Below are 19,567 nucleotides of genomic sequence, written 5' to 3'. Positions count from 1 at the left end.
AATGCGTGACCGTGAAGCGTGAGCGGCGAAGTGATCCATGTGTCAGCCTTCGGACTCGGCGACGACCGAGCGCCGGACCTTCGCCCAGGACAGTGCGGTCGGGATCGCGACGATCATGCCGACGAGACCGGCCAGCGCTATCGCGTTGGCGGCGGAGCCGATCAGCTGGGCGACAGCACCGCCCAAGGCGACACCCAGTCCCTGTACGACCCGAAGCCCGGTCCGGTAGAGCCCTCCGGCGCTGCCTCTGAGCTCGTTCGGCACCCAGGTCGAAAAGGTCGCCGTGACGGTGATGATGTAGGCGCCGGTAGCGCCGGCGAGCGCGAGCAGTGCGAGCGCGAGGCCCAGGTTCGGCTTGACGAAGAAGAGCGCGAGCAGCGCGAGCGAGCTCGCGGCGAGTACACCCAGAATCCGCAGCCGGGTCTGCGCGGACGCGTAATGGGACAGCAAGAAGGCCCCGACGACGAAGCCGAGCGGGTCGGCGGCGAGCAGCCAGCCGACGGCCGAAGGATGTTCGCCCAGCTGGTGCGCCAGCGGCGCGGCGAGACCCTCCGGCACCACCGCCAGCCCCACCAGCCAGGACAGCGCGAGCAGCACTCGCAGCCGAGGCTGGCCGAATACCCATTTCGTGGCCCCGAACCAGGTCGTGTGCTTGCCGCCCGCCGCCGGCCGGTGCTCCACCCATAGCCAGACCACCAGGCCCGCGACGGCGAAGGTGACGGAGTCGATGGCCAATGCCCACGACGTTCCGACCAGTGAGACGAGCAGCCCGCCGCCCGCGAGACCGAGCAACATGACGGTGTTGTTGGTGATGCCGCGGAAATCCTGGCTGCGCAGATAGAGCTCGTCGTCGGTGAAGACCTCACGGGTGACGGCGTTCTGCGCCGCGTTGGCCGGTGACCCGGCCAGCTGGACACCGACGAGCAGCGCGCACAGCGCGCCGATCGGCATGCCGGGTATCGCCATCAGGCCGACGAGCACGCACTGGGTGGCCGAGGCGAGCGCCAGCACGGTCCGCCGGGGGTAGCGGTCCGCGAGGTGGGAGAGGCCGAGGCCACCGGCGAGCGCGGGGAGGAACGTCAGCGCGTAGACGGCGGCCGCCCAGAGCGCGGAGCCGGTGCGGGAGAAGACCAGGATGGCCAGCGCGACCTTGGCGAGCTGGTCGCCGGCGGAGGACAGGGCTTCGGCGAACCAGAGCGCGCGATACTCGACGTTCTTCAGGGGTGCGCTTAATCGACCTTTGGCGTTCGCCTTCACCGTTGAACCACTTCCCCCCGATCGAGTGAACGTGTCGCGCGCTGCATTCTGTCGGTTGCGGGCTGAAACCTGGTAGCGCGGTCGCCGCAAACGACCCCCAGTCAACGTTCAGTATGCCGCTGACTACGCGCAGGCGAACAGTCGACCTCCACTGGAATGGACTAATCGATGCATACCGCTACGCCGGGTGATCGATGACAGATCGTGTCCACTGATCTGTCCGGAGGTATCACCCGACTGATCAAGGGCTACTCGCTTGGCGCAGTCAGGCCACCGTTCGTCGTCAACAAGGGGTCGGGGGCCTTCCCAGCACCGAACACTGGAGGTGAGGACTCAGTAGGTGGGGAGAACGACATGGCTGGATTGCTCGACGGCAAGGCAGTGGTGGTCACCGGCGGTGGTCGCGGACTCGGGGAGGCGTTCGCGACCCACATCGCCCGTGCGGGTGGGTCGGTGCTCGTCAACGACATCGACGGGCACCTCGCCGACCGGACGGCGGCCACCATCCGGGAGTTCGGCGGCGTCGCGGTCGCCAGCGGGCACAGCGTGGCCGACCCGGCGCAGGCGCGGGAGATCGTCGAACTCTGCGTCAAGGAGTTCGGCGGGATCGACGGGCTGGTCAACAACGCGGGCCTCAACTACGAGGCGCTGCCGTGGGAGGACGACGTCGCGCAGGCCCGCGAGCTGATCGAGGTCAATGTGCTCGGGGTGATGTACACCGGCATGGCCGCGGTCAAGGCGATGATGGCCGGTGGCGGCGGCTCGATCGTCAACATCTCCTCCGGTGCCTCGCTGGGGCAGCGCAAGCTGGGCGTCTACGCCGCCAGCAAGGGCGCGGTGGCGTCGCTGACGTACTCGTGGGCGCTGGACCTGGAGGACGCCGGCATCCGGGTCAACGCGGTCTGCCCGCTCGCGCACACCCGCATGGTGTGGAAGTCGGAGCGGTCGCTGCGGGCCTGCCCGCCCGACCGGACGCCCGCGCGGATCGCGCCGGTGGTGTCGTTCCTGCTCGGGCCGGGCTCCGAGGGCATCACCGGGCAGATGATCCGCTGCAACGGCCCCCAGCTGCACGTGATGGGCCAGCCGTTCCTGAAGGCCCCGATCCTCGAGCGCGAGTCGTGGGACACCGAGACCGTTCAGCGCGCGTTCGACGAGGTCTTCAACGCGCACCTGGAGAACTACGGCCTCGAGAAGCGGGTCCCGCCCCGCCTGCGCAAGTGGACCGACACCACGCGGACCGCCTAGCCGGGATAAAGCCCGCTTTACTCCCGGGAGTAAAGCGGGCTTTATCCCGGTCCTACTGCTGGGTGGCCGGGTAGAGGGCCTCGATGTTGGGGCCGTAGCGCTCGTTGATCACCCGGCGCTTGAGCTTGAGCGTCGGGGTGAGCTCGCCGGACTCGGGCGTCCAGGACTTCGGGATCACCTCGTAGCGCTTGATCTGCTCGATGCGCGCGAGCCTGCTGTTGGCCGACTCGACGGCCTTGTCGAGCTCCTCGACGATACGGGGGTGCTCGGCCAGCGCCGTGCCTTCGGGCACCTCGACGCCGTTGGCCGCCGCCCAGCCCGGCGCGATCTCGTCGTCGAGCACCAGCAGCGCGGTGACGTACGGCCGGTCGTCGCCGATCGCGACCGCCTGCCCGATCAGCGCGTGCTCCTTCAGCATGCCCTCGATCTTGGTCGGCGCGATGTTCTTGCCGCTCGAGGTGATGATCAGTTCCTTCTTGCGGTCGGTGATGTAGACGAAGCCGTCGTCGTCGATCACGCCGATGTCGCCGGTGGCGAGCCAGCCGTCCGCGTCGGTGTCCGGCTTGATCGTGCCGTCCTCCTGCAGATAGCCGAGGAACACGATCGGGCCGCGGACCAGCAGCTCGCCGTCCTCGGCGACCTTCACCTCGACGCCGGACACCGCCTTGCCGACACTGCCTGCCTTGAACGCGAAGCGGGAGTTCGACGTGGCCGCGCCCGTCGTCTCCGACAGGCCCCACACCTCGGTGATCTCCACGCCGAGCCCGGCGATGAAGTACAGCACCTCGACCGGCAGCGCGGCCGCGCCGCTGGAGGCGACCAGCACCTTGTCCAGCCCGAGCAGCGCGCGAATGGGCGCGAGCGCGGCCTCGTCGGTGGCGGCGATCTTCGCGGCGAGTTCCTCGGGGACGGGTTCTCCCGCACTGCGGAGCTTGTAGCCCTCTTGCAGCAACGCGTTCGCCGCGAGCAGCGCCTCGCGCTTGTCCTCCGGAGCCATGCCGAGCATGTTCTTCAAGCCCGCGACCATTTTCTCCCACACCCGCGGCACGCCGAAGAAGCCCTGCGGGTGCACCTTGCCGAGCGCGCCGACGATCTCCGTCGGGTTGGCGAGGGTGTGCACGTGGCCGGCGAACACGATCGGCAGGTAGATCGACAGTTCGCGCTCGGCGATGTGCGCCAGCGGCAGGTAGCCGACGCTCGTGGTGTGCATGGGCGCGTCGTGCAGCTCCCACACGGCGTACGCCTGGTGGATCGCGTTGCGGTGCGAGAGCACGACGCCCTTCGGGTCGCCGGTGGTGCCGGAGGTGTAGATCATCGACAGCGGGTCGTCCGGTTTGATGCCCGCCCAGGACTCTTCGAACTCGTACGGGTCGGACTCGTGCGCTTCGGTGCCGCGCTCGATCAGCGTGTCCAGGCTGAGGAAGCGGTCGTCGTCGGCGGGCACGGCGGCGGCGTCCAGCACGATGACGTGGCGCAGCGCGGGAAGTTCGTCGAGCACCTTGGACCAGCGGTCGAGTTCGTTCGCGCCGCCGATCACCACGATCGGCGCGGCGCTGTGCCTGGCGACGTAGCTGATCTGTTCCGGGCTGAGCGTGCTGTAGGCGGTGCACGGGATCGCGCCGAGGTGCGCGGCGGCGAGATCGGCCGCCATGTGGTCGGGGCTGCCCGGCGCCATGATGAGCATCCGGTCGCGTGCGGTCAGCCCGAGTGACGCGAGACCACGCGAAAGCACTGCGATCCGGTTACGGAACTCGGACCAGGTGAGCGTCGGCTGGCCCTCGGCGTCGAGTGAGGTGACGGCCGGGAGATCGCCGAACTGGGTCGCGTTGCGCTGCAACAGCTTGGGGATGGTCTGGCCTTCGGACTTTTCTGCGGCGGTGGTCAACGCTGGCCTCCTGGGGATCCTGCCTGGATTCGGCCACCTTAAGTGGTTTCCAGCGCCGAGGATAGAGAATCCCGGCCAGTCGGTATGGCTGCGAAAGACCCACTTACCAGGCCTTAAGCCGGTCAGCAGCCGACCATCGGGTGATCTCGCGCTCCGACTTACGGGGGTTGTGCTCAGCATTAGCATGAATCGTGCTTACCGAGTACCGCCACTTCGTGAGGGCCGAGACAGAGCTGCTCGCCGAGTTCCTCTCGGGCGAGGACTGGCCGTTCCACAGCACCGGTTCGCCATGCCGTGAGCTGGTGCGCAGGCACGTCGCCGAAGGGCACTACGACAGCGAGTCCGTCCGCACCTTCTGGATCATGATCGAGGGCAAGCGGGCCGGGGTGATCCGCCTGTTCGACCTCGACGACGGCACACCGCTGTTCGATCTGCGCATCGCGCGCGCCTACCGCGGTCTCGGCGTCGGACGGCACGCCGTGCGGTGGCTGACGAAGTACCTTTTCACGGCTTTGCCGGCCATCTCGCGAATCGAAGGCACGACCCGGCAGGACAACCACGGGATGCGGCGCGTGTTCCGGTTGTGCGGGTACACCAAGGAAGCGCACTACCGCGAGGCGTGGCCCGGCTGCGACGGGATCCTGTACGACGGTGTCGGATACGCCATACTTCGGCGTGACTGGGCGACCGGCACCTTGACCATGCCGGAGTGGGACGACGAACATGCGGGGTTATGAGCGCCGCTGATCTTGATGCCCGTGACCCGCTGGCCTTCGCCCGTGCCGAATTCGACCTCGACCCCGCTGTGTCCTATTTGGACGGAAACTCGCTGGGCGCGCCGCCGCGCCGCACCGCGGACCGGCTGGACGACGTCATCCGCAAGCAGTGGGCAGGCAGGCTGATCCAGGCGTGGGAAGACGGCTGGTGGGACGCGCCGGAACGCATCGGTGACCGGATCGGCCCGCTGATCGGGGCGGCCGCTGGACAGACGGTGGTGTGCGATTCCACCTCGGTCAACCTTTTCAAGGCGTTGGCCGCCGCCGTCCGGCTGCGGCCGGGGCGCGACGAGATCCTGGTGGACGCGAGGACGTTCCCGTCGGACGGGTACATCGCGGACGGGCTGGCCGGGTTCACCGGGCACACGGTCCGGCGCGTCGATCCGGCGGACATGCCCGCGGTGGCTTCGGAACGGACCGCGGCGGCGGTGATCAACCACGTCGACTACGTGAGCGGGCGGCTGCACGACATGCCGTCGATCACCGACGGCCTGCACGCCGTGGGGGCGCTGGCGGTCTGGGATCTGTGCCATAGCGTCGGTGTGCTGCCGATCCGGCTCGACGAGTGCGGCGTCGACTTCGCGGTGGGGTGCACGTACAAGTTCCTCAACGGCGGGCCGGGAGCGCCCGCTTTCATTTACGTGCCAAGGAAATGGCTCGACCGGTTCGAGCATCCGCTGACCGGGTGGGCCGGGCACCGCGATCCGTTCGGGATGTCTTCGGAATATACGGGGAGTTCCGGGATCGGGCGGGCGCGTGCCGGCACACCGGACATCCTCGCGATGTCCGCTGTGGACGCCGCACTCGATGTGTGGGACCTGGTGTCCATTGAGGACGTTCGCGCCAAGGGGCTCGCGCTGGGCGACTTCTTCTTCGAATGCCTGGACTCCATGTTGCCCGGCGCTTCGGTGCTCACGCCGCGCGATCACGCGCGAGGACATCAGGTTTCGGTCGCGGGGACCCAGTCGCAGATGCAGGCGCTCGCCGGGCAGGGGATCCTCGGCGACTTCCGGCCGCCGAACGTCCTGCGCTTCGGCCTCGCGCCGCTGTACACGCGCTACGCCGACGTCGAGCGCGCCGTCCAAGGCCTCGCCGGCTTGTCGTGAAGGCCGGGATAAAGCGGGCTTTACTCCGCGATGTTTAGCGGGCTTTATCCCCGGGAGTAAAGCCCGCTTTATCCCGGGGGTGTGGCGCGGCACCATGGGTTCGCGGGGAACTATGGGTGTTGATCACATGTCCGAGTAGGGCTTGCGGACCTAACGTTGCGCGGCATGACGGACTTGGCCGGGAAGACGGCGCTGGTGACCGGCGCGGGCAGCGGGATCGGCGCGGCCTGCGCGCGGGCGCTCGCCGAGGCGGGCGCCAAGGTGCACGTGGTCGACCGGAACCCGGAGACGGCGTTCGCGGTCGCCGCCGAGATCGGCGGCACCGAGCATGTGGTCGACCTGGCCGACGCGAAGGCCATCGAGACGCTGCCGGCGCAGGTGGACGTCCTGGTCAACAATGCGGGCCTGCAGGAGGTCGCGCCGATCCACGAGTTCGACCCGGCGAAGTTCGACCTCATCCAGCGCGTGATGGTGACCGCGCCGTTCCTGCTGATCCGGCGGTTCCTGCCGCAGATGTACGCGCGCCGCTGGGGACGCGTGATCAACGTGTCGAGCGTGCACGGCCTGCGCGCGAGCCCGTACAAGGTCGCCTACGTGACCGCGAAGCACGCGCTCGAAGGCCTCAGCAAGGTGACCGCGCTCGAAGGCGCCGAGCACGGCGTGACCAGCAACTGCGTCTGCCCTGGCTACGTCCGCACGCCGCTGGTCGAAGGCCAGGTCGCGGCGCAGGCCAGCGCGCACGGCATCAGCGACGCCGAGGTCGTCGACCAGGTGCTGCTGCGGCGCATGGCCGTCAAGCGGCTCATCGAACCGGACGAGGTCGCGGCCCTCGTCCGGTGGCTCTGCCTGCCTGCCGCGAACAGCTTGACCGGCGCGTCGCTGCCGGTCGACGGGGGTTGGACCGCGCAGTGACCACCCGCCCCGCAACGACAAAGGAGTCGCCGATGAGCAAACCCATCGCCAAGATCGTCAGTGCCAGCCTGATCGGCACGACGATCGAGTGGTACGACTTCTTCCTCTACACCTCGGCCGCCGCGCTGGTGTTCAACAAGCTGTTCTTCCCGACGGCGGATCCCTTGACCGGCACGCTGCTGTCGTTCGCGACCTACGCGATCGGGTTCGTCGCGCGGCCGCTGGGCGGGCTCGTCTTCGGGCACTTCGGCGACAAGATCGGGCGCAAGAAGCTGCTGGTGCTGAGCCTGCTGCTGATGGGCGGCTCGACGTTCGCGATGGGCCTGCTGCCGACGTACGTGACCGTCGGCGCGCTCGCCCCGATCCTGCTCACGCTGCTGCGGCTGGTCCAGGGCTTCGCGCTCGGTGGCGAGTGGGGTGGCGCGGTGCTCATCGTGTCCGAGCACGGCGATCCGAAACGGCGCGGGTTCTGGGCATCGTGGCCGCAGTGCGGCGCGCCGGGCGGGAACCTGCTGGCGACGGCCGTGCTGGCGCTGCTGGCCGGGGTGCAGAGCGACGAGCAGTTCTACTCCTGGGGCTGGCGGATCCCGTTCCTGCTCTCCGGTGTGCTCGTGGTGATCGGGCTGTGGATCAGGATGGCGATCTCGGAGTCGCCCGCTTTCCTTGCCGCGCAAGCGAACCGCAAGCCCGAAGAGAAGGCGCCGATCGTCACCGTGCTGCGTGAGCACTGGCGCGAAGTGCTGGTCGCGATGGGCGCGCGGATGGCGGAGAACGTCTCGTACTACGTGATCACCGCGTTCATCCTGGTGTACCTGACCGGGCCGCTGCACCTGCCGAAGTCGGTGGGGCTGACCGCCGTGCTGATCGGCTCGGCGTTCCACTTCGCGACCATCCCGCTGTGGGGCGCGTTGTCCGACCGGCTGGGCCGTCGTCCGGTGTACCTGTTCGGCGCGATCGGTGTCGGCGCCTGGGGCTTCGCGTTCTTCCCTTTGCTGGCAACGAAATCGTCGCTGCTGATCATTCTCGCGACCACGGTCGGGCTGGTGCTGCACGGCGCGATGTACGGGCCGCAGGCGGCGTTCTTCTCGGAGCTGTTCGGCACCAAGGTGCGGTACTCGGGCGCGTCCATCGGCTACCAGCTGGCCTCGATCCTGGCAGGCGGGCTCGCGCCGCTGATCGCGACGGCGCTGCTCAAGTCGTTCGGCAGCACCACCCCGGTGGCGCTGTACCTGGTCGGGGCCTGCGCGATCACGGTCGTCGCGGTGCTGGCGTCGCGGGAGACCCGCGGGGTTTCACTGGTCGACGAGCGTGAAGAGGTCGAACTCGCGAAGCGATGACACGATGTCCGGCATGAACGACGTCGTGCCCGCACTGCTGATGCTGCTCGCCAGGCACCGGCGGCGGGAGGCCGAGCTGGTCGCGCTGTTCGACACCGCCAGTGAGCTGGCCGGGCAGCGCGACCCCGACGCCGTGCTCAAGTCGATCGTGCACCGGGCGCGCATGCTGCTCGGTGCCGATCTGTCTTATCTTTCGCTCAACGACCCGGTCGTCGGTGACACGTACATGCGTGTCACCGACGGCTCCATTTCCCCGCTGTTCCAACGGGTCCGCCTCGGCATGGGCGAGGGGCTCGGCGGTGTGGTCGCCACCGGGGCCCGCCACTACGCGACCGCCGACTACTTCGCCGACAAGCGCTTCAACCACACCGGCCCGATCGACGCCGCGGTCCGCGACGAGGGACTGGTCGCCATCGTCGGGGTGCCGCTGACCTTGGAGAACCGGGTCATCGGCGTGCTGTACGCGGCCGACCGCGCGGCGCGGGAGTTCACCCCCGACGAGGTCGCGCTGCTGTCGTCGCTCGCCGACCACGCGGCGATCGCCATCGACACGACGAACCTGCTCGAAGAAACGCGTCGCGCGCACGAGACGATCCAGGCGCACAACGAAGCCATGCAGCGTGCCGAGGACGCCCACGATCGGCTGACCGATCTGGTGCTGCGCGGCGCGAGCGTCCCGGAAGTCGCGTCGGCCGTCGCCGAGGTGCTCGGTGGCGCGGTCGCGGTCCACGATGCCGAGGGTGTCGAGCTCACCGACACCGGCATTCCCGCGCGGGCGGTCACGGCCTCGCGGGCCGTGCTGCGTGACGGGATCTGGGTGTGCGCGGTGCTGGCGGGACCGGAGCTTCTCGGGAGCATCGCGCTGTCGGGGCGGCCGTCGCTGGACGGGGCGGACCGGCGGCTGTTCGAGCGGGCGAGCGTGGTGACCGCGCTGCTGCTGATGCTCGGGCGGTCGGTCGTGGAGGCCGAGAACAAGGTGCGCGGCGAGCTGATCACGGATCTGCTCGCCGGGCGCGACGGCCCTGGCCTGGTGGCACGGGGACGGCGCTGGGGCGTCGACCTGACCGCGCCGCACACCGTGCTGGCGATCGACGGCCCGGCCGCCGCGGTGACCAGGGTCGCCCGCGCCCGCGGCGGGCTCGCCGGGGTTTCCGGGAGCTACGGGGTGCTCGTGCTGCCAGGGGACGTGGACGTCGCCGAGCTGGCCAAGACCGTCGGTACCGCCGGCGCCGCCGGGCCGGTTTCGGGACCCGCCGCGTTGACCGCGGCCTGGGACGAGGCCGTGCGGTGCCTGCGGGCGCTGGTCGCGTTGGGACGTTCGGGTGAAGGCGCGACCATGGCGGATCTCGGGTTCGTCGGGCTGCTGCTGGGCGACCGGGGCGACCTGGACGGGTACATCACCGCGACGCTCGGGCCGGTGCTGGAGTACGACGCGCGGCGGGGCACCGAGCTGGTGGCGACGCTGCGGGCCTACTTCGCCTGCGGCTCGAACCTGACGCGGACCAAGGACGAGCTGCACGTGCACGTCAACACGGTCGTCCAGCGCCTGGATCGCATCGCGACGCTGCTGGGTGAGGAGTGGCAATCACCTGCGCGTGCCTTGGAAGTCCAGCTCGCGTTGGAATTGCATCGCGTCAAGGGGTAGGGCCAGCCCCACCATGGACGTTCGTGTTCGGTAGATCGTCGGCGTGATTCGAATTCAGTAGTCTCGACGCATGCGAAAAGCTTTGGTCGTTACAGTGGCGGCAATGGTTTTGACGGCGGGTGTGGCCCAGGCTTCACCCAGCGGACTGCAGAGTGACCTGGACGCCGTGCGCGATTCCGGCGCCGTGGGCGTGCAGGCGCGGGTGGTCTCGCCAGGCAAGGAAAGTGCTGGTAGCAGTGGCACTTCCGTGCGCGGCCGCGACGTGCCGGTGTCGGTCGACGGCCACTTCCGCATCGGCAGCGACACCAAGACCTTCGCCGCGACCGTGTTACTGCAGCTCGTCGCGCAGGGCCGTGTTTCGCTCGACGACAGCGTCGAGAAATGGTTGCCGAATCTCGTGCAAGGGAACGGCTATGACGGCAACCGGATCACGATACGCAATCTGCTTCAGCACACGAGCGGCATTTACGACTACCCGCACGCCGTCGAACTCGAAATGGCGACCGAAGCCGGTTTCCGCAAGCACCGGTTCAAGCGGCTGGCCCCGGAAAAGGTTGTGGAACTGAGCGTCGCGCACCCGCCGGTCTTCGCACCCGGCAGCAAGTGGGAGTACTCGAACGTCAACTACATCATCGCCGGCATGATCATCGAGAAGGTCACCGGCCGATCGTGGCGTTCCGAGGTGCGCGAACGCATCATCGCGCCGCTCGGCCTGCGGAACACGACCTTGCCCGGCGACTCGCCCTTCCTGCCGTGGCCGCACGCCGAGGGCTACACGCTGACCGGCACCGGAGCGTTCCGCAGCACCGAGGTGAGCCTCGGGTGGGGCGGACCGGCGGCGGAGATCGTGTCGACGACCAAGGACCTCGGCAAGTTCTGGCGTGCGCTGCTCGGCGGCAAGCTGCTCCCGCCCGCGCAGCTGGCGGAAATGAAGACGACCGTGCCGCTCGGGCCCAACGACGCCTACGGGCTCGGCGTGATCCGGCACGTGACGAGCTGCGGTGTCGTCACGTGGTTCCACAACGGGGGCACGCCCGGGTTCGTCACCGGGGGCGCCGTCACCGACGACGGCCGGACGAGCGTGATCGTGTCGCTGTCGAACGACGGCGTGATCCCAGGCCAGGGGACCGCGATGACCCGCCTGACCGACAACGCGATCTGCCGAGCGGGGTGAGGGCCGGGATAAAGCGGGCTTTACTCCCGGGGATAAAGCCCGCTAAACATCGGGGAGTAAAGCCCGCTTTATCCCGGTCTTAGAGGCGGCAGGTGGTGAGGACGTCGCCTTCGCGGGGGATGGTGCGTGAGGCGGGCGGTTGGATGTGGGCGCCGAGCCAGGACTCGAGTGCGGTGAAGGCGCTGCGGTGGCACGGGATCAGGGGGCGCACCAGGGTGGGGAAGGCGTCGAACAGGCCGTCGACGTGGTTGCCGCCTTCGACGCGGTAGTAGCGGAAGAGGCGGTCGCGGCCGGAGTCGTGGACCATCCGGGCGTAGAGGTCGGAGTCGAGGGTGATCGGGAGCAGGACGTCGAGCGTCCCGTGCAGGGTCAGCAGTGGTTTGCCGATGCGGCCGGTCAGTGAGATCCGCTCCACCGCGCGGTGCACCGAAGCGGGCCGGGAAGCGTAGTCGTAATCGGCTTCGGCACCGGTGTAGGCGGGGTCGAATTCGGTGCGGTAAATGCGCTGGGTCAAATCCCAGTAGTACTTGTGGTGGTAGTCCCACAGGAACTCCGAGCCCGCCGGGAAACCGGCGGCGTGCATCGCGTCGGCGTCCGGGTAGGCGCGCAGCGCGGGCGGCAGGAACGTGAACAGGTTGGTGCGGTCCGTCCACAAGGTGCCCTCCCAGTCGACGCCGCCGTCGAACAGCTCGGGGTGGTTTTCGAGCTGCCAGCGCACGAGGTAGCCGCCGTTGGACAGGCCGGTCGCGAGCGTGCGGCGGACCGGGCCGCAGTAGCGGTGGGCGACCGCGGCCTTCGCGGCCAGCGTCAGCTGGGTGACGCGGAAGTTCCACTCGGCGAGCGCGTCGCCGGGGCGGCGGCCGTCCTCGTAGAACGTGGCGCCGGTGTTGCCCTTGTCGGTCGACGCGAACGCGTAGCCCTTGGCCAGCACCCAGTCGGAGATGGCGCGGTCGTTCGCGTACTGCTCGCGCACGCCGGGCGCGCCGCTGATCACCAGGCCGCCGTTCCAGCGGTCCGGCAGCCGGAGGACGAACTGGGAGTCGTGGTTCCAGCCGTGGTTGGTGTTGCCGGTCGACGTGTCCGGGAAATAGCCGTCGATCTGGATGCCGGGCACGGCCGTCGGCGCGGGCAGGCCCGCCGGGGTGAGGCCCGCCCAGTCGGCGGGGTCGGTGTGGCCGCCCGCGGTGCTCAAGTCCGCGACCCGCGCGGACTCCTGGTGTTCGGCGCCGGGGACCCGGGGGTTCCCGCACGGGACGGCTTCGGCAGCGGAGGCAGGGACGACGACGGTCGCGGCGAGGACGGCGATGGCCAGCAGCGTGCGCATGGTCACCGAAGGTAGGCCGCTCGCGCGCGCGAGGTAATGGTCGCGGCCACCACGCCGGGCCGTCCGGCTGTGGTGACCGCAGCCATGGTGACCGGGTTGGTTGCTCCTTAACGTGGAAGGAACGTTCCGGGACAAGGAGGTCCACAATGGACGGCAAGCTGCGGGTTTTCCTGCTCAGCCTGGTGCTGCTCTTCGCGGTGGCGCCGGCGGCGAGCGCGGCGGGCATCGGCGAGGTGACCGGGTTCGGGTCGAATCCCGGCAACCTCAAGATGTTCCGGTACGCGCCGGACGAGCTGGCCGCCGGTCGGCCGGTCGTCGTGGCGCTGCACGGCTGCACGCAGGACGCCGCCGGCTACGGCACGAACACCGGCTGGGTCCAGCTCGCGCAGCGGGCGCGGTTCACGCTCGTGTTGCCGCAGCAGCAGACCGCCAACAACATCAGTAAGTGCTTCACGTGGTTCGACGGGGTCAAAACACCTCAGGAAGCCTTGTCCCTCAAGCAAATGGTGGACCGCGCCATCGCCGACGCCCAAGCCGATCCGGCACGCGTGTTCGTCACCGGGCTCTCGGCGGGTGGCGCGATGACCTCGGCGATGCTCGCCCGCTATCCGGCGACGTTCAAGGCGGGCGCGGTCGTCGCGGGTCTGCCGTACGGCTGTGCGACCAGCCAGCTGACGGCGTTCTCGTGCATGAATCCCGGCAAGAACCTGGCTCCGCGTCAGTGGGGTGACAAGGTACGGGCCGGTGGCCACCCGGGACCCTGGCCCGTGGTCGGTATCTGGCACGGTACCGCCGACTACACGGTGAATTCCGCCAACCTGACCGAGCTGGCCGAGCAGTGGACCGACGTGCACGGCGCCGACGCGGTCGCCGACAGCCGCGACACCGTGGCCGGGTTTCCCCATGCCGTGTATAGGAATTCCGCTGGTCAGGCGGTAGTCGAGACGTTCTCGATCACCGGCATGGGGCACGGCCAGCCGGTCGATCCCGGGCAGTGCGGAACGGCCGCGCCGTACCTGGTGGACGTCAACCTGTGCGCGGCAGGGCGGATGGCGGCGGACTGGGCGCTAGCAGAGTGAACGCTGTACAACAAGTGCCTTAAGGACATTTCTTGTCGGGCCGGTGTACCGGCGCGCTTAGGCCATTCGCGGGCAAGACTTTGCCCCATGACGACGAGCACGACGCAGACGCGCCCCCAGACCGACCGGGACCCGGCCAAGGAGGAGTTCGAGCGCGTCGTCCTCGCGGCGGCGCATGGCGACGAGCAAGCCAGGAACGAGACACTGGCCGCCATCCAGCCGATGGTCCTCAAGTACTGCCGGGCCAGGATCGGCAGCCACCACGTCTCCTACCTCTCGGCGGCCGACGTGGCGCAGGAGGTCTGCATCGCGGTGCTCAAGGCGCTGCCGAGCTACCAGGACCGCGGCGGCTCGTTCACCCACCTGGTGTACGCCATCGCCGCGAACAAGGTCGCCGACGCCTACCGCGCCGCGTCCCGCGACAAGTCGAGCCCGATGCCGGAGATCCCCGAGACCATCGGGGACATGGGCGAGCCGGAGTCGCAGGCGCTGGCCTCGGACCTGCAGGCGCAGATGGGCGAACTGCTGCTCACCCTGCCGGCACTGCAGCGGGAGATCCTGACCCTGCGCATCGTCGTCGGCCTGACCGCGGGCGAGACCGCGCAGGCGGTCGGCCTGACCTCGGGGCACGTGCGCGTGCTGCAGCACCGCGCGCTCACCAAGCTCCGCGCGCTGGTGTCGGCCGAGACGAAGTGGCGCTAAGGCACGGGTCTCACCCGCCGCGGTCTGCCCGGCTTCGGCCGGTCGGCCAGCCCGGCCACCCCTTCGGCGGCATAGCGTTTGCGCCACAGGATGACCGTCGGCTTCGAGACCCCGAGTGTGGTCACGATGTCCTTGACGGCCATGCCTTCGGCGGCGAGCAGCACGATGCGGGCACGGTGGGCGAGCGCGCCGCCCTCGGCCGCGTCTTCGAGGAACAGCCGGTCTTCCGGCGCCAGCGGGGGTGTGATCGTGATTTGCACATCTTATGATTGCCCGCGCATTGAAGCCGGTAAAGAACATCGGGGAATAGGCGGCCGAATGGCGGAGAATGCCCGCACCCGAATGGTGTGGTAAAGACATTCTTTCTGTGTGGGTAATCCGTTTTTCGCTGTGGGCAAAGGGAAGGGCCCCGGTGAGGAGGATTCACCGGGGCCCGTGGACTGGCGGAGTCGTTACGCGACCACTGACGCTTCGAGCGGGCTCTTGCGCAGTTCCAGCCACGTCGGGAGCAGCGTGCCGCCCATGGCCAGCAGGCCGGCGAAAAGCACCACGCCGATGTACATCCAGGGTGAGCCGGACGGGATCGGCGAGCCGGTGCGGGCCAGGCTGAACGGCACCAGCGTGAGCGGCGTGATGAGCGTGCCGAGCACGATGCCGATGATGCCCGCCTGCGCGCCCTCGATGGCCGTCATCCGCAGCACCTGGTCCTTGGTCGACCCGGTGAGCCGCTGGAGACCGAACTCGCGCCGCCGCTTGGTGATGGCCAGCGAGAGGTTGTTGATCACCTGGATGGCGATGTAGCCGACCAGCATGGCGATCATCAGCAGGGTCACCAGCGCCTGCGCGCCGAGGTGGTGCAGGAACGCGCCGTTGAGCGACTTGCGGTCACCGATCGAGGCACCCGGCACTGTCGACATCGCGGTGGTCAGGTCCGCGCGCAGCCGGCCCATGTCGGCGCCCTGCGCCGGGTTGACCAGGATGTACTTGGCGCGCCCGAGCGTGGTGTGCGCCTCCAGGGTCTCGGCGGGCATCACGATCGACTCGAAGCTCTCCTTGGCGGTGAACAGCGCCACCACCTTCAGGTCGACCTTGCCGCGGTCGCCCATCCGGATGGAGATGGTGTCGCCGAGCTTGGCGCCCATGTCCTTGGCGTGGGTGTTGGTCAGCGCCACCGTGTCACCGGTGAGGTCGCTGAACGAGCCCTCGACCACCGAGGTGGCGTAGACCTTGGACGCGGCGTCGGCGTTGAAGCCCTTGATCTGCGAGCCACCGAGGTCGCGGCCCTGCCACGGGTCGGCCGGGCTCTCGATGAAGCCGGCGCTGGTGAGGAACACCGACGCGCCATCGACGCCGTTGACCTTGCGGATCTCGTCGAGCACCTCGGGCGCGAAGCCGCTCTCGCCCGACTGCAGGATGACGTTGTGCGCCAGCTCCTGCGTGTACGTCTCGGTCGCCGCGGTCTCGGTCGTGGTGGCGTACAGGTTTGCCGTGGCGATACCGGTGACCAGCATGATCGGGGTGATCACGGCGGCCACCTGCGTCACGCGGGCCTGTGCGTTGAGCGAGGCGAGGTACCCGGCGATGCCGGTGGTCCGCCGCACCAGCGGGCCGAGGATCCGCGTGGTCGTCTTGGCCACCATCGGGCCGAGCAGCGCCAGCCCGATACCGGCGAAGATGCAGGAGAAGATCGCCGGGCTCGCCTTCAGCGGGCCGTTGGCCAGCTGCACGACGTAGATCAGCGCGCCGCTGATCACGAAGCAGACGATCGCGAAGATCGGGCGGAGCTTGCCAGGCTTGTACTCCTGGATCTCGGCGTCGGTGAGCGCTTCGATCGCCTTCGCCTTGGTGACCCGGCGGCCGGCGATCGACGCGGCGCCGACCGAGGTGATCAGCGAGATCAGCGCGGCGACGATGGTCGGGATCGGGCCCTGGTGGAACGCCAGGCCCTCGGCGACCAGCCCGCTGTCGACGATCCGGTTGAACAGTACCTCGCCGAACAGCACACCCGGGATGATCGACAGCCCGGTGGCGATCAGCGAGACGAAGATCGTCTCACCGACGATCATCCGCTTCAGCTGGCGCGGCGTGGTGCCGATGGAGCGCAGCAGCGCCATTTCCCGCTGGCGCTGCTGGAAAGCCAGCGAGAGCGTGGACGCGACACCCATCAGACCGGCCAAAGTGGACAGTCCGCCGATCAGCACGCCGATGATGAGAAGGTCGGTCACCTCAAGGGTTTTCGGCTTCTCGCCGTGGCCGCGGATGTCGCCGGTGAGCACCTTGGTGCCCTTGCCGGCCAGCGCGGCGGTGAGCTGCTGCTGCAGCCCGGCGACGTCGGTGCCGGGCGTCGCGAACACGCCGATGTTGTCGACCTTGCCGGGGTCCGGGATCAGCCGCTGCACGTCCGACGGCGAGAAGAACAGCCCGGCCTGGTTGACCGCGGCGCCCGGCTCGGCGATGCCGCTGACCCGGAACGTCTCCGTCGTGCCGCGCACGGCGACCTTGACCTCACTGCCGACCGTCGCGCCCGCCGCGTCGGCGGTTCGCTTGTCCAGCACCACATCCCCGGGTGCCTGCGGCGCGGCGCCGGAGCTCAGCGCGTACGGCAGCATCTCCGCGGACGACCAGCCGTGGCCGCTCGACGTGACACCGGCGTCGACGGTCGCGCCGTCCTTCACCACCGCGGCGGGGAAGGACACGTCCGGCAGCGCCTTGAGCACGCCCGGCACGGTCTGGATGGTGGTGATCAGGCTTTCGTCGATGTGGACCCGCTCGAGCAGCGTCGCGACCGGGTTGTTGGGCAGCGGGTAGACGGTGTCGCCCGCGATGACGATCGGCGTGGCCTGCAGGCGCTCGGCAGGCGCCTCGTCACGGATACCGGTCTCCAGGATGCCGCCGCTGGCGATGACGATGCCGGAACAGAGGAACATCCCGATGAAGGTCGCGGCGAACGCGGCCCAGCGGTATTTCAGGCTGCGCAGTGCGAGAAGGAACATCACACGCCCCCGACCGGAGCCGCGGCGGCCGCGCGGTTGCGCTGCTCGACGAGTTCGGACAGGTGGGTCATCCGCTCCGCGACGGCCTCGGCCGTCGGGCGCTGCAGCTCGGTCACGATGTGGCCGTCGGCAAGGAAAACGACGCGGTCGGCGTAGGAGGCGGCGATCGGGTCGTGGGTCACCATGACGATGGTCTGGCCGCCGGCGCCTGCCTGCTGGAGGAGCAGCAGTACTTCGCGGGCGGTCTTGCTGTCGAGCGCACCCGTCGGCTCGTCGCCGAAGATGACGGCGGGGCGGGTGACGAGCGCGCGGGCGATGGCGACGCGCTGGGCCTGGCCGCCGGAGAGCTCGGCGGGACGGTGGCCGACGCGGTTGGTCAGCCCGACGCGGTCGATGACCTCGTCGACCAGCGCCTGGTCCGGCTTCTTTCCGGCCAGCTGCAAGGGAAGCAGGATGTTCTGCATGACGGTCAGCGCGGGGAGGAGGTTGAACGACTGGAAGATGAAGCCGATGCGGTCACGGCGCAGCAGGGTGAGCTGGGTTTCGTTGAGGCCACTGAGTTCGGTGTCCTCGAGGCGGACGCTGCCCGAGGTCGGCGTGTCGAGCCCGGCCGCGCAGTGCAGCAGCGTGCTCTTGCCCGAGCCGGACGGTCCCATCACCGCCGAGAAGGTCCCGCGCTCGAATCCGATGTCGACGCCGCCGAGCGCGACCACGGCGTTGTTGTCGTGGCCATAGACCTTGCGCACGGACTCCAGCCGGATGGTGGTGTTCACTTTCTCCTCCTAGTAAGTCACTCTCAGTAGCCATACCGGGGTACGGCTCGGTCGATCCGTCCGGGCATCGCTGTCCCGTTAGTCCGCTACGCCGGATTCGTGCGGGTGACTCTCCGGCTGCGCTTGCTCACATGACGTACTATACATGTGTTCTATTCACTTGTATAGAACGGTCGTTTAAAACTACTCTGAGCAGTGGTTTCTTCGGTTCCGGCGGGGTGCGGACCAGCCTCCACGGTTGCGGCAGTGACGGCTCGAACTGTCCCTGTAAGGGGTACAAACCGACGGTCCCGTGTTCGCAACACTGTTGTCGACCCTTACCCCTTGAATAAGGGGGCATTTCGCGCGGGCAGGGGTATTGACATAGCTGTTGTTCAGGGGTTTCTGAGGCGAATCTCAGCGATGGTCCGTCAAGTCGATCATTGCGCTGAGTGACGTAGATTGTCCTGCCGGACATTAGGAAAGAGTCTTGACGAAGGTCCCGCTCATCGGGTCGACTGTGCCGCGTTCCGACCAACTCGGAGGTTGCGGTGAAATTTTCCGTCCGGCTGCTGGCCGTTTTCGGCCTGGCCACCTTGCTCGTCTCGGCTGCCCCGTCCGCCATCGCCGCGGGTACCGGGCTCGACGAGCCCACGAAGAAGGACCACGCGATGCAGATCGTGTCCAGCGCGGAGAACTCGTCGCTGGATTGGCGCGCGCAGTTCGGCTACATCGAGGACATCGGCGACGGCCGCGGCTACACCGGCGGGATCATCGGGTTCACCTCGGGCACGCACGACATGCTGGAGCTCGTCGAGCGCTACGCCAACGTCAAACCGGGCAACGTGCTCGCGAAGTACCTACCGGCGCTACGCGCGGTGGACGGCTCGGATTCACACGAAGGGCTGGATCCCGGCTACCCCGGTGACTGGCGGTCGGCCGCGAACGACCAGACCTTCCGTGATCTGCAGGAATCCGAGCGCGACCGGGTGTACTTCAACCCCGCCGTGTCGCGGGCGAAACAGGACGGCGTGCGCGCGCTCGGGCAGTTCGCGTACTACGACGCGGCGGTCGTGCACGGCTACGAAGGCATGCAGGCCATCAGGAGCCGGGCGCTGGGCCGGGCGGCTTCACCGGCGCAGGGCGGCGACGAAACGGCTTACCTGCACGCGTTCTTGGACGAGCGTGTCATCGAAATGAAGAAGGAAGCGGCACACGACGACACCAGCCGGATCGACACGGCCCAGCGCGTCTGGCTCAACGACGGCAACCTCGACCTGAACACCCCGCTGCGGTGGCACGTCTACGGCGACGCCTACTCGATCGGCTAGTCGTGAGCGTTGCGGGCGGTTAGAACCGCCCGCAACGCTCTCACGAGCT

The 19,567-nt window shown here is 68.6% G+C and carries 16 protein-coding genes; 10 read left to right on the top strand and 6 right to left on the bottom strand.

All coding sequences use genetic code 11. From position 1 onward, the window contains the following. Positions 1-42 precede the first annotated feature (42 nt). Positions 43-1,257, bottom strand: a complete 1,215-nt coding sequence (locus AB5J62_RS34070) for an MFS transporter (RefSeq protein ID WP_370944113.1) — start codon at positions 1,255-1,257, stop codon at positions 43-45. Between the two features lie 354 nt (positions 1,258-1,611). Here AB5J62_RS34070 and AB5J62_RS34065 point away from each other — a divergent pair, with 354 nt between their 5' ends. Further along, positions 1,612-2,502 carry an SDR family NAD(P)-dependent oxidoreductase gene (locus AB5J62_RS34065; protein ID WP_370944112.1) on the top strand — a complete coding sequence of 297 codons (891 nt, stop codon included), beginning with the start codon at positions 1,612-1,614 and terminating at the stop codon, positions 2,500-2,502. Positions 2,503-2,554: 52 nt separating this feature from the next. Here AB5J62_RS34065 and AB5J62_RS34060 read toward each other — a convergent pair whose 3' ends face one another. Next, positions 2,555-4,387 (bottom strand): long-chain fatty acid--CoA ligase, encoded by a 1,833-nt coding sequence (locus AB5J62_RS34060; RefSeq protein WP_370944111.1) that lies wholly within the window; start codon positions 4,385-4,387, stop codon positions 2,555-2,557. 215 nt (positions 4,388-4,602) lie between these two features. Here AB5J62_RS34060 and AB5J62_RS34055 point away from each other — a divergent pair, with 215 nt between their 5' ends. The 6 genes from AB5J62_RS34055 (at position 4,603) to AB5J62_RS34030 (ending at position 11,337) form a co-directional block, all read left to right on the top strand. Beyond that, positions 4,603-5,124, top strand: coding sequence for a GNAT family N-acetyltransferase (locus AB5J62_RS34055; protein ID WP_370944110.1), 522 nt, complete (start codon positions 4,603-4,605; stop codon positions 5,122-5,124). Further along, the gene (locus tag AB5J62_RS34050; RefSeq protein WP_370944109.1) at positions 5,121-6,269 is read left to right on the top strand and encodes a kynureninase; all 1,149 of its coding nucleotides are present in this window, start codon (positions 5,121-5,123) and stop codon (positions 6,267-6,269) included. Before AB5J62_RS34055 ends, AB5J62_RS34050 begins: the two co-directional genes overlap by 4 nt. A 165-nt stretch (positions 6,270-6,434) precedes the next feature. Beyond that, complete coding sequence (locus AB5J62_RS34045; RefSeq protein ID WP_370944108.1) at positions 6,435-7,181, top strand: 3-hydroxybutyrate dehydrogenase; 747 nt, start codon at positions 6,435-6,437, stop codon at positions 7,179-7,181. 32 nt (positions 7,182-7,213) lie between these two features. Then, positions 7,214-8,518 (top strand): MFS transporter, encoded by a 1,305-nt coding sequence (locus tag AB5J62_RS34040; protein WP_370944107.1) that lies wholly within the window; start codon positions 7,214-7,216, stop codon positions 8,516-8,518. Between the two features lie 13 nt (positions 8,519-8,531). Next, entirely contained in the window at positions 8,532-10,163 is a 1,632-nt protein-coding gene (locus AB5J62_RS34035) for a helix-turn-helix domain-containing protein (RefSeq protein ID WP_370944106.1), read from the top strand. A 103-nt stretch (positions 10,164-10,266) separates the two neighbouring features. Continuing rightward, the gene (locus tag AB5J62_RS34030) at positions 10,267-11,337 is read left to right on the top strand and encodes a serine hydrolase domain-containing protein (protein ID WP_370944105.1); all 1,071 of its coding nucleotides are present in this window, start codon (positions 10,267-10,269) and stop codon (positions 11,335-11,337) included. 79 nt (positions 11,338-11,416) lie between these two features. Here the strand turns inward: AB5J62_RS34030 and AB5J62_RS34025 are convergent, their stop codons facing one another. Further along, entirely contained in the window at positions 11,417-12,661 is a 1,245-nt protein-coding gene (locus AB5J62_RS34025) for a 3-hydroxybutyrate oligomer hydrolase family protein (protein ID WP_370944104.1), read from the bottom strand. A gap of 146 nt (positions 12,662-12,807) precedes the next feature. On the opposite strand from AB5J62_RS34025, the gene AB5J62_RS34020 reads away from it, so the two are divergent. Both AB5J62_RS34020 and shbA read left to right on the top strand, forming a co-directional pair. Further along, a complete protein-coding gene (locus tag AB5J62_RS34020) occupies positions 12,808-13,740 on the top strand; it encodes a PHB depolymerase family esterase (protein WP_370944103.1) in 933 nt (310 codons plus the stop codon). A gap of 87 nt (positions 13,741-13,827) precedes the next feature. Continuing rightward, positions 13,828-14,442, top strand: coding sequence for an RNA polymerase sigma factor ShbA (gene shbA / locus AB5J62_RS34015; protein ID WP_370944102.1), 615 nt, complete (start codon positions 13,828-13,830; stop codon positions 14,440-14,442). On the opposite strand, the gene AB5J62_RS34010 is transcribed toward shbA, so the two are convergent. The 3 genes from AB5J62_RS34010 to AB5J62_RS34000 all read right to left on the bottom strand — a co-directional run bounded on the left by AB5J62_RS34010 (position 14,439) and on the right by AB5J62_RS34000 (position 18,208). Continuing rightward, entirely contained in the window at positions 14,439-14,702 is a 264-nt protein-coding gene (locus tag AB5J62_RS34010; protein WP_370944101.1) for a helix-turn-helix domain-containing protein, read from the bottom strand. The genes shbA and AB5J62_RS34010 overlap by 4 nt on opposite strands. Before the next feature lie 192 nt (positions 14,703-14,894). Continuing rightward, the gene (locus tag AB5J62_RS34005) at positions 14,895-17,435 is read right to left on the bottom strand and encodes an FtsX-like permease family protein (RefSeq protein WP_370944100.1); all 2,541 of its coding nucleotides are present in this window, start codon (positions 17,433-17,435) and stop codon (positions 14,895-14,897) included. Further along, the gene (locus AB5J62_RS34000; RefSeq protein WP_370944099.1) at positions 17,435-18,208 is read right to left on the bottom strand and encodes an ABC transporter ATP-binding protein; all 774 of its coding nucleotides are present in this window, start codon (positions 18,206-18,208) and stop codon (positions 17,435-17,437) included. Before AB5J62_RS34000 ends, AB5J62_RS34005 begins: the two co-directional genes overlap by 1 nt. A 530-nt stretch (positions 18,209-18,738) precedes the next feature. Here AB5J62_RS34000 and AB5J62_RS33995 point away from each other — a divergent pair. Then, the gene (locus AB5J62_RS33995; protein ID WP_370944098.1) at positions 18,739-19,518 is read left to right on the top strand and encodes a chitosanase; all 780 of its coding nucleotides are present in this window, start codon (positions 18,739-18,741) and stop codon (positions 19,516-19,518) included. Positions 19,519-19,567 lie beyond the last annotated feature (49 nt).

Source organism: Amycolatopsis sp. cg5 (assembly GCF_041346955.1).
Lineage (GTDB): Bacteria > Actinomycetota > Actinomycetes > Mycobacteriales > Pseudonocardiaceae > Amycolatopsis.
The sequence above is the reverse complement of the archived record's forward strand: the minus strand, read 5'-3'. Positions and strand labels throughout refer to the sequence as shown.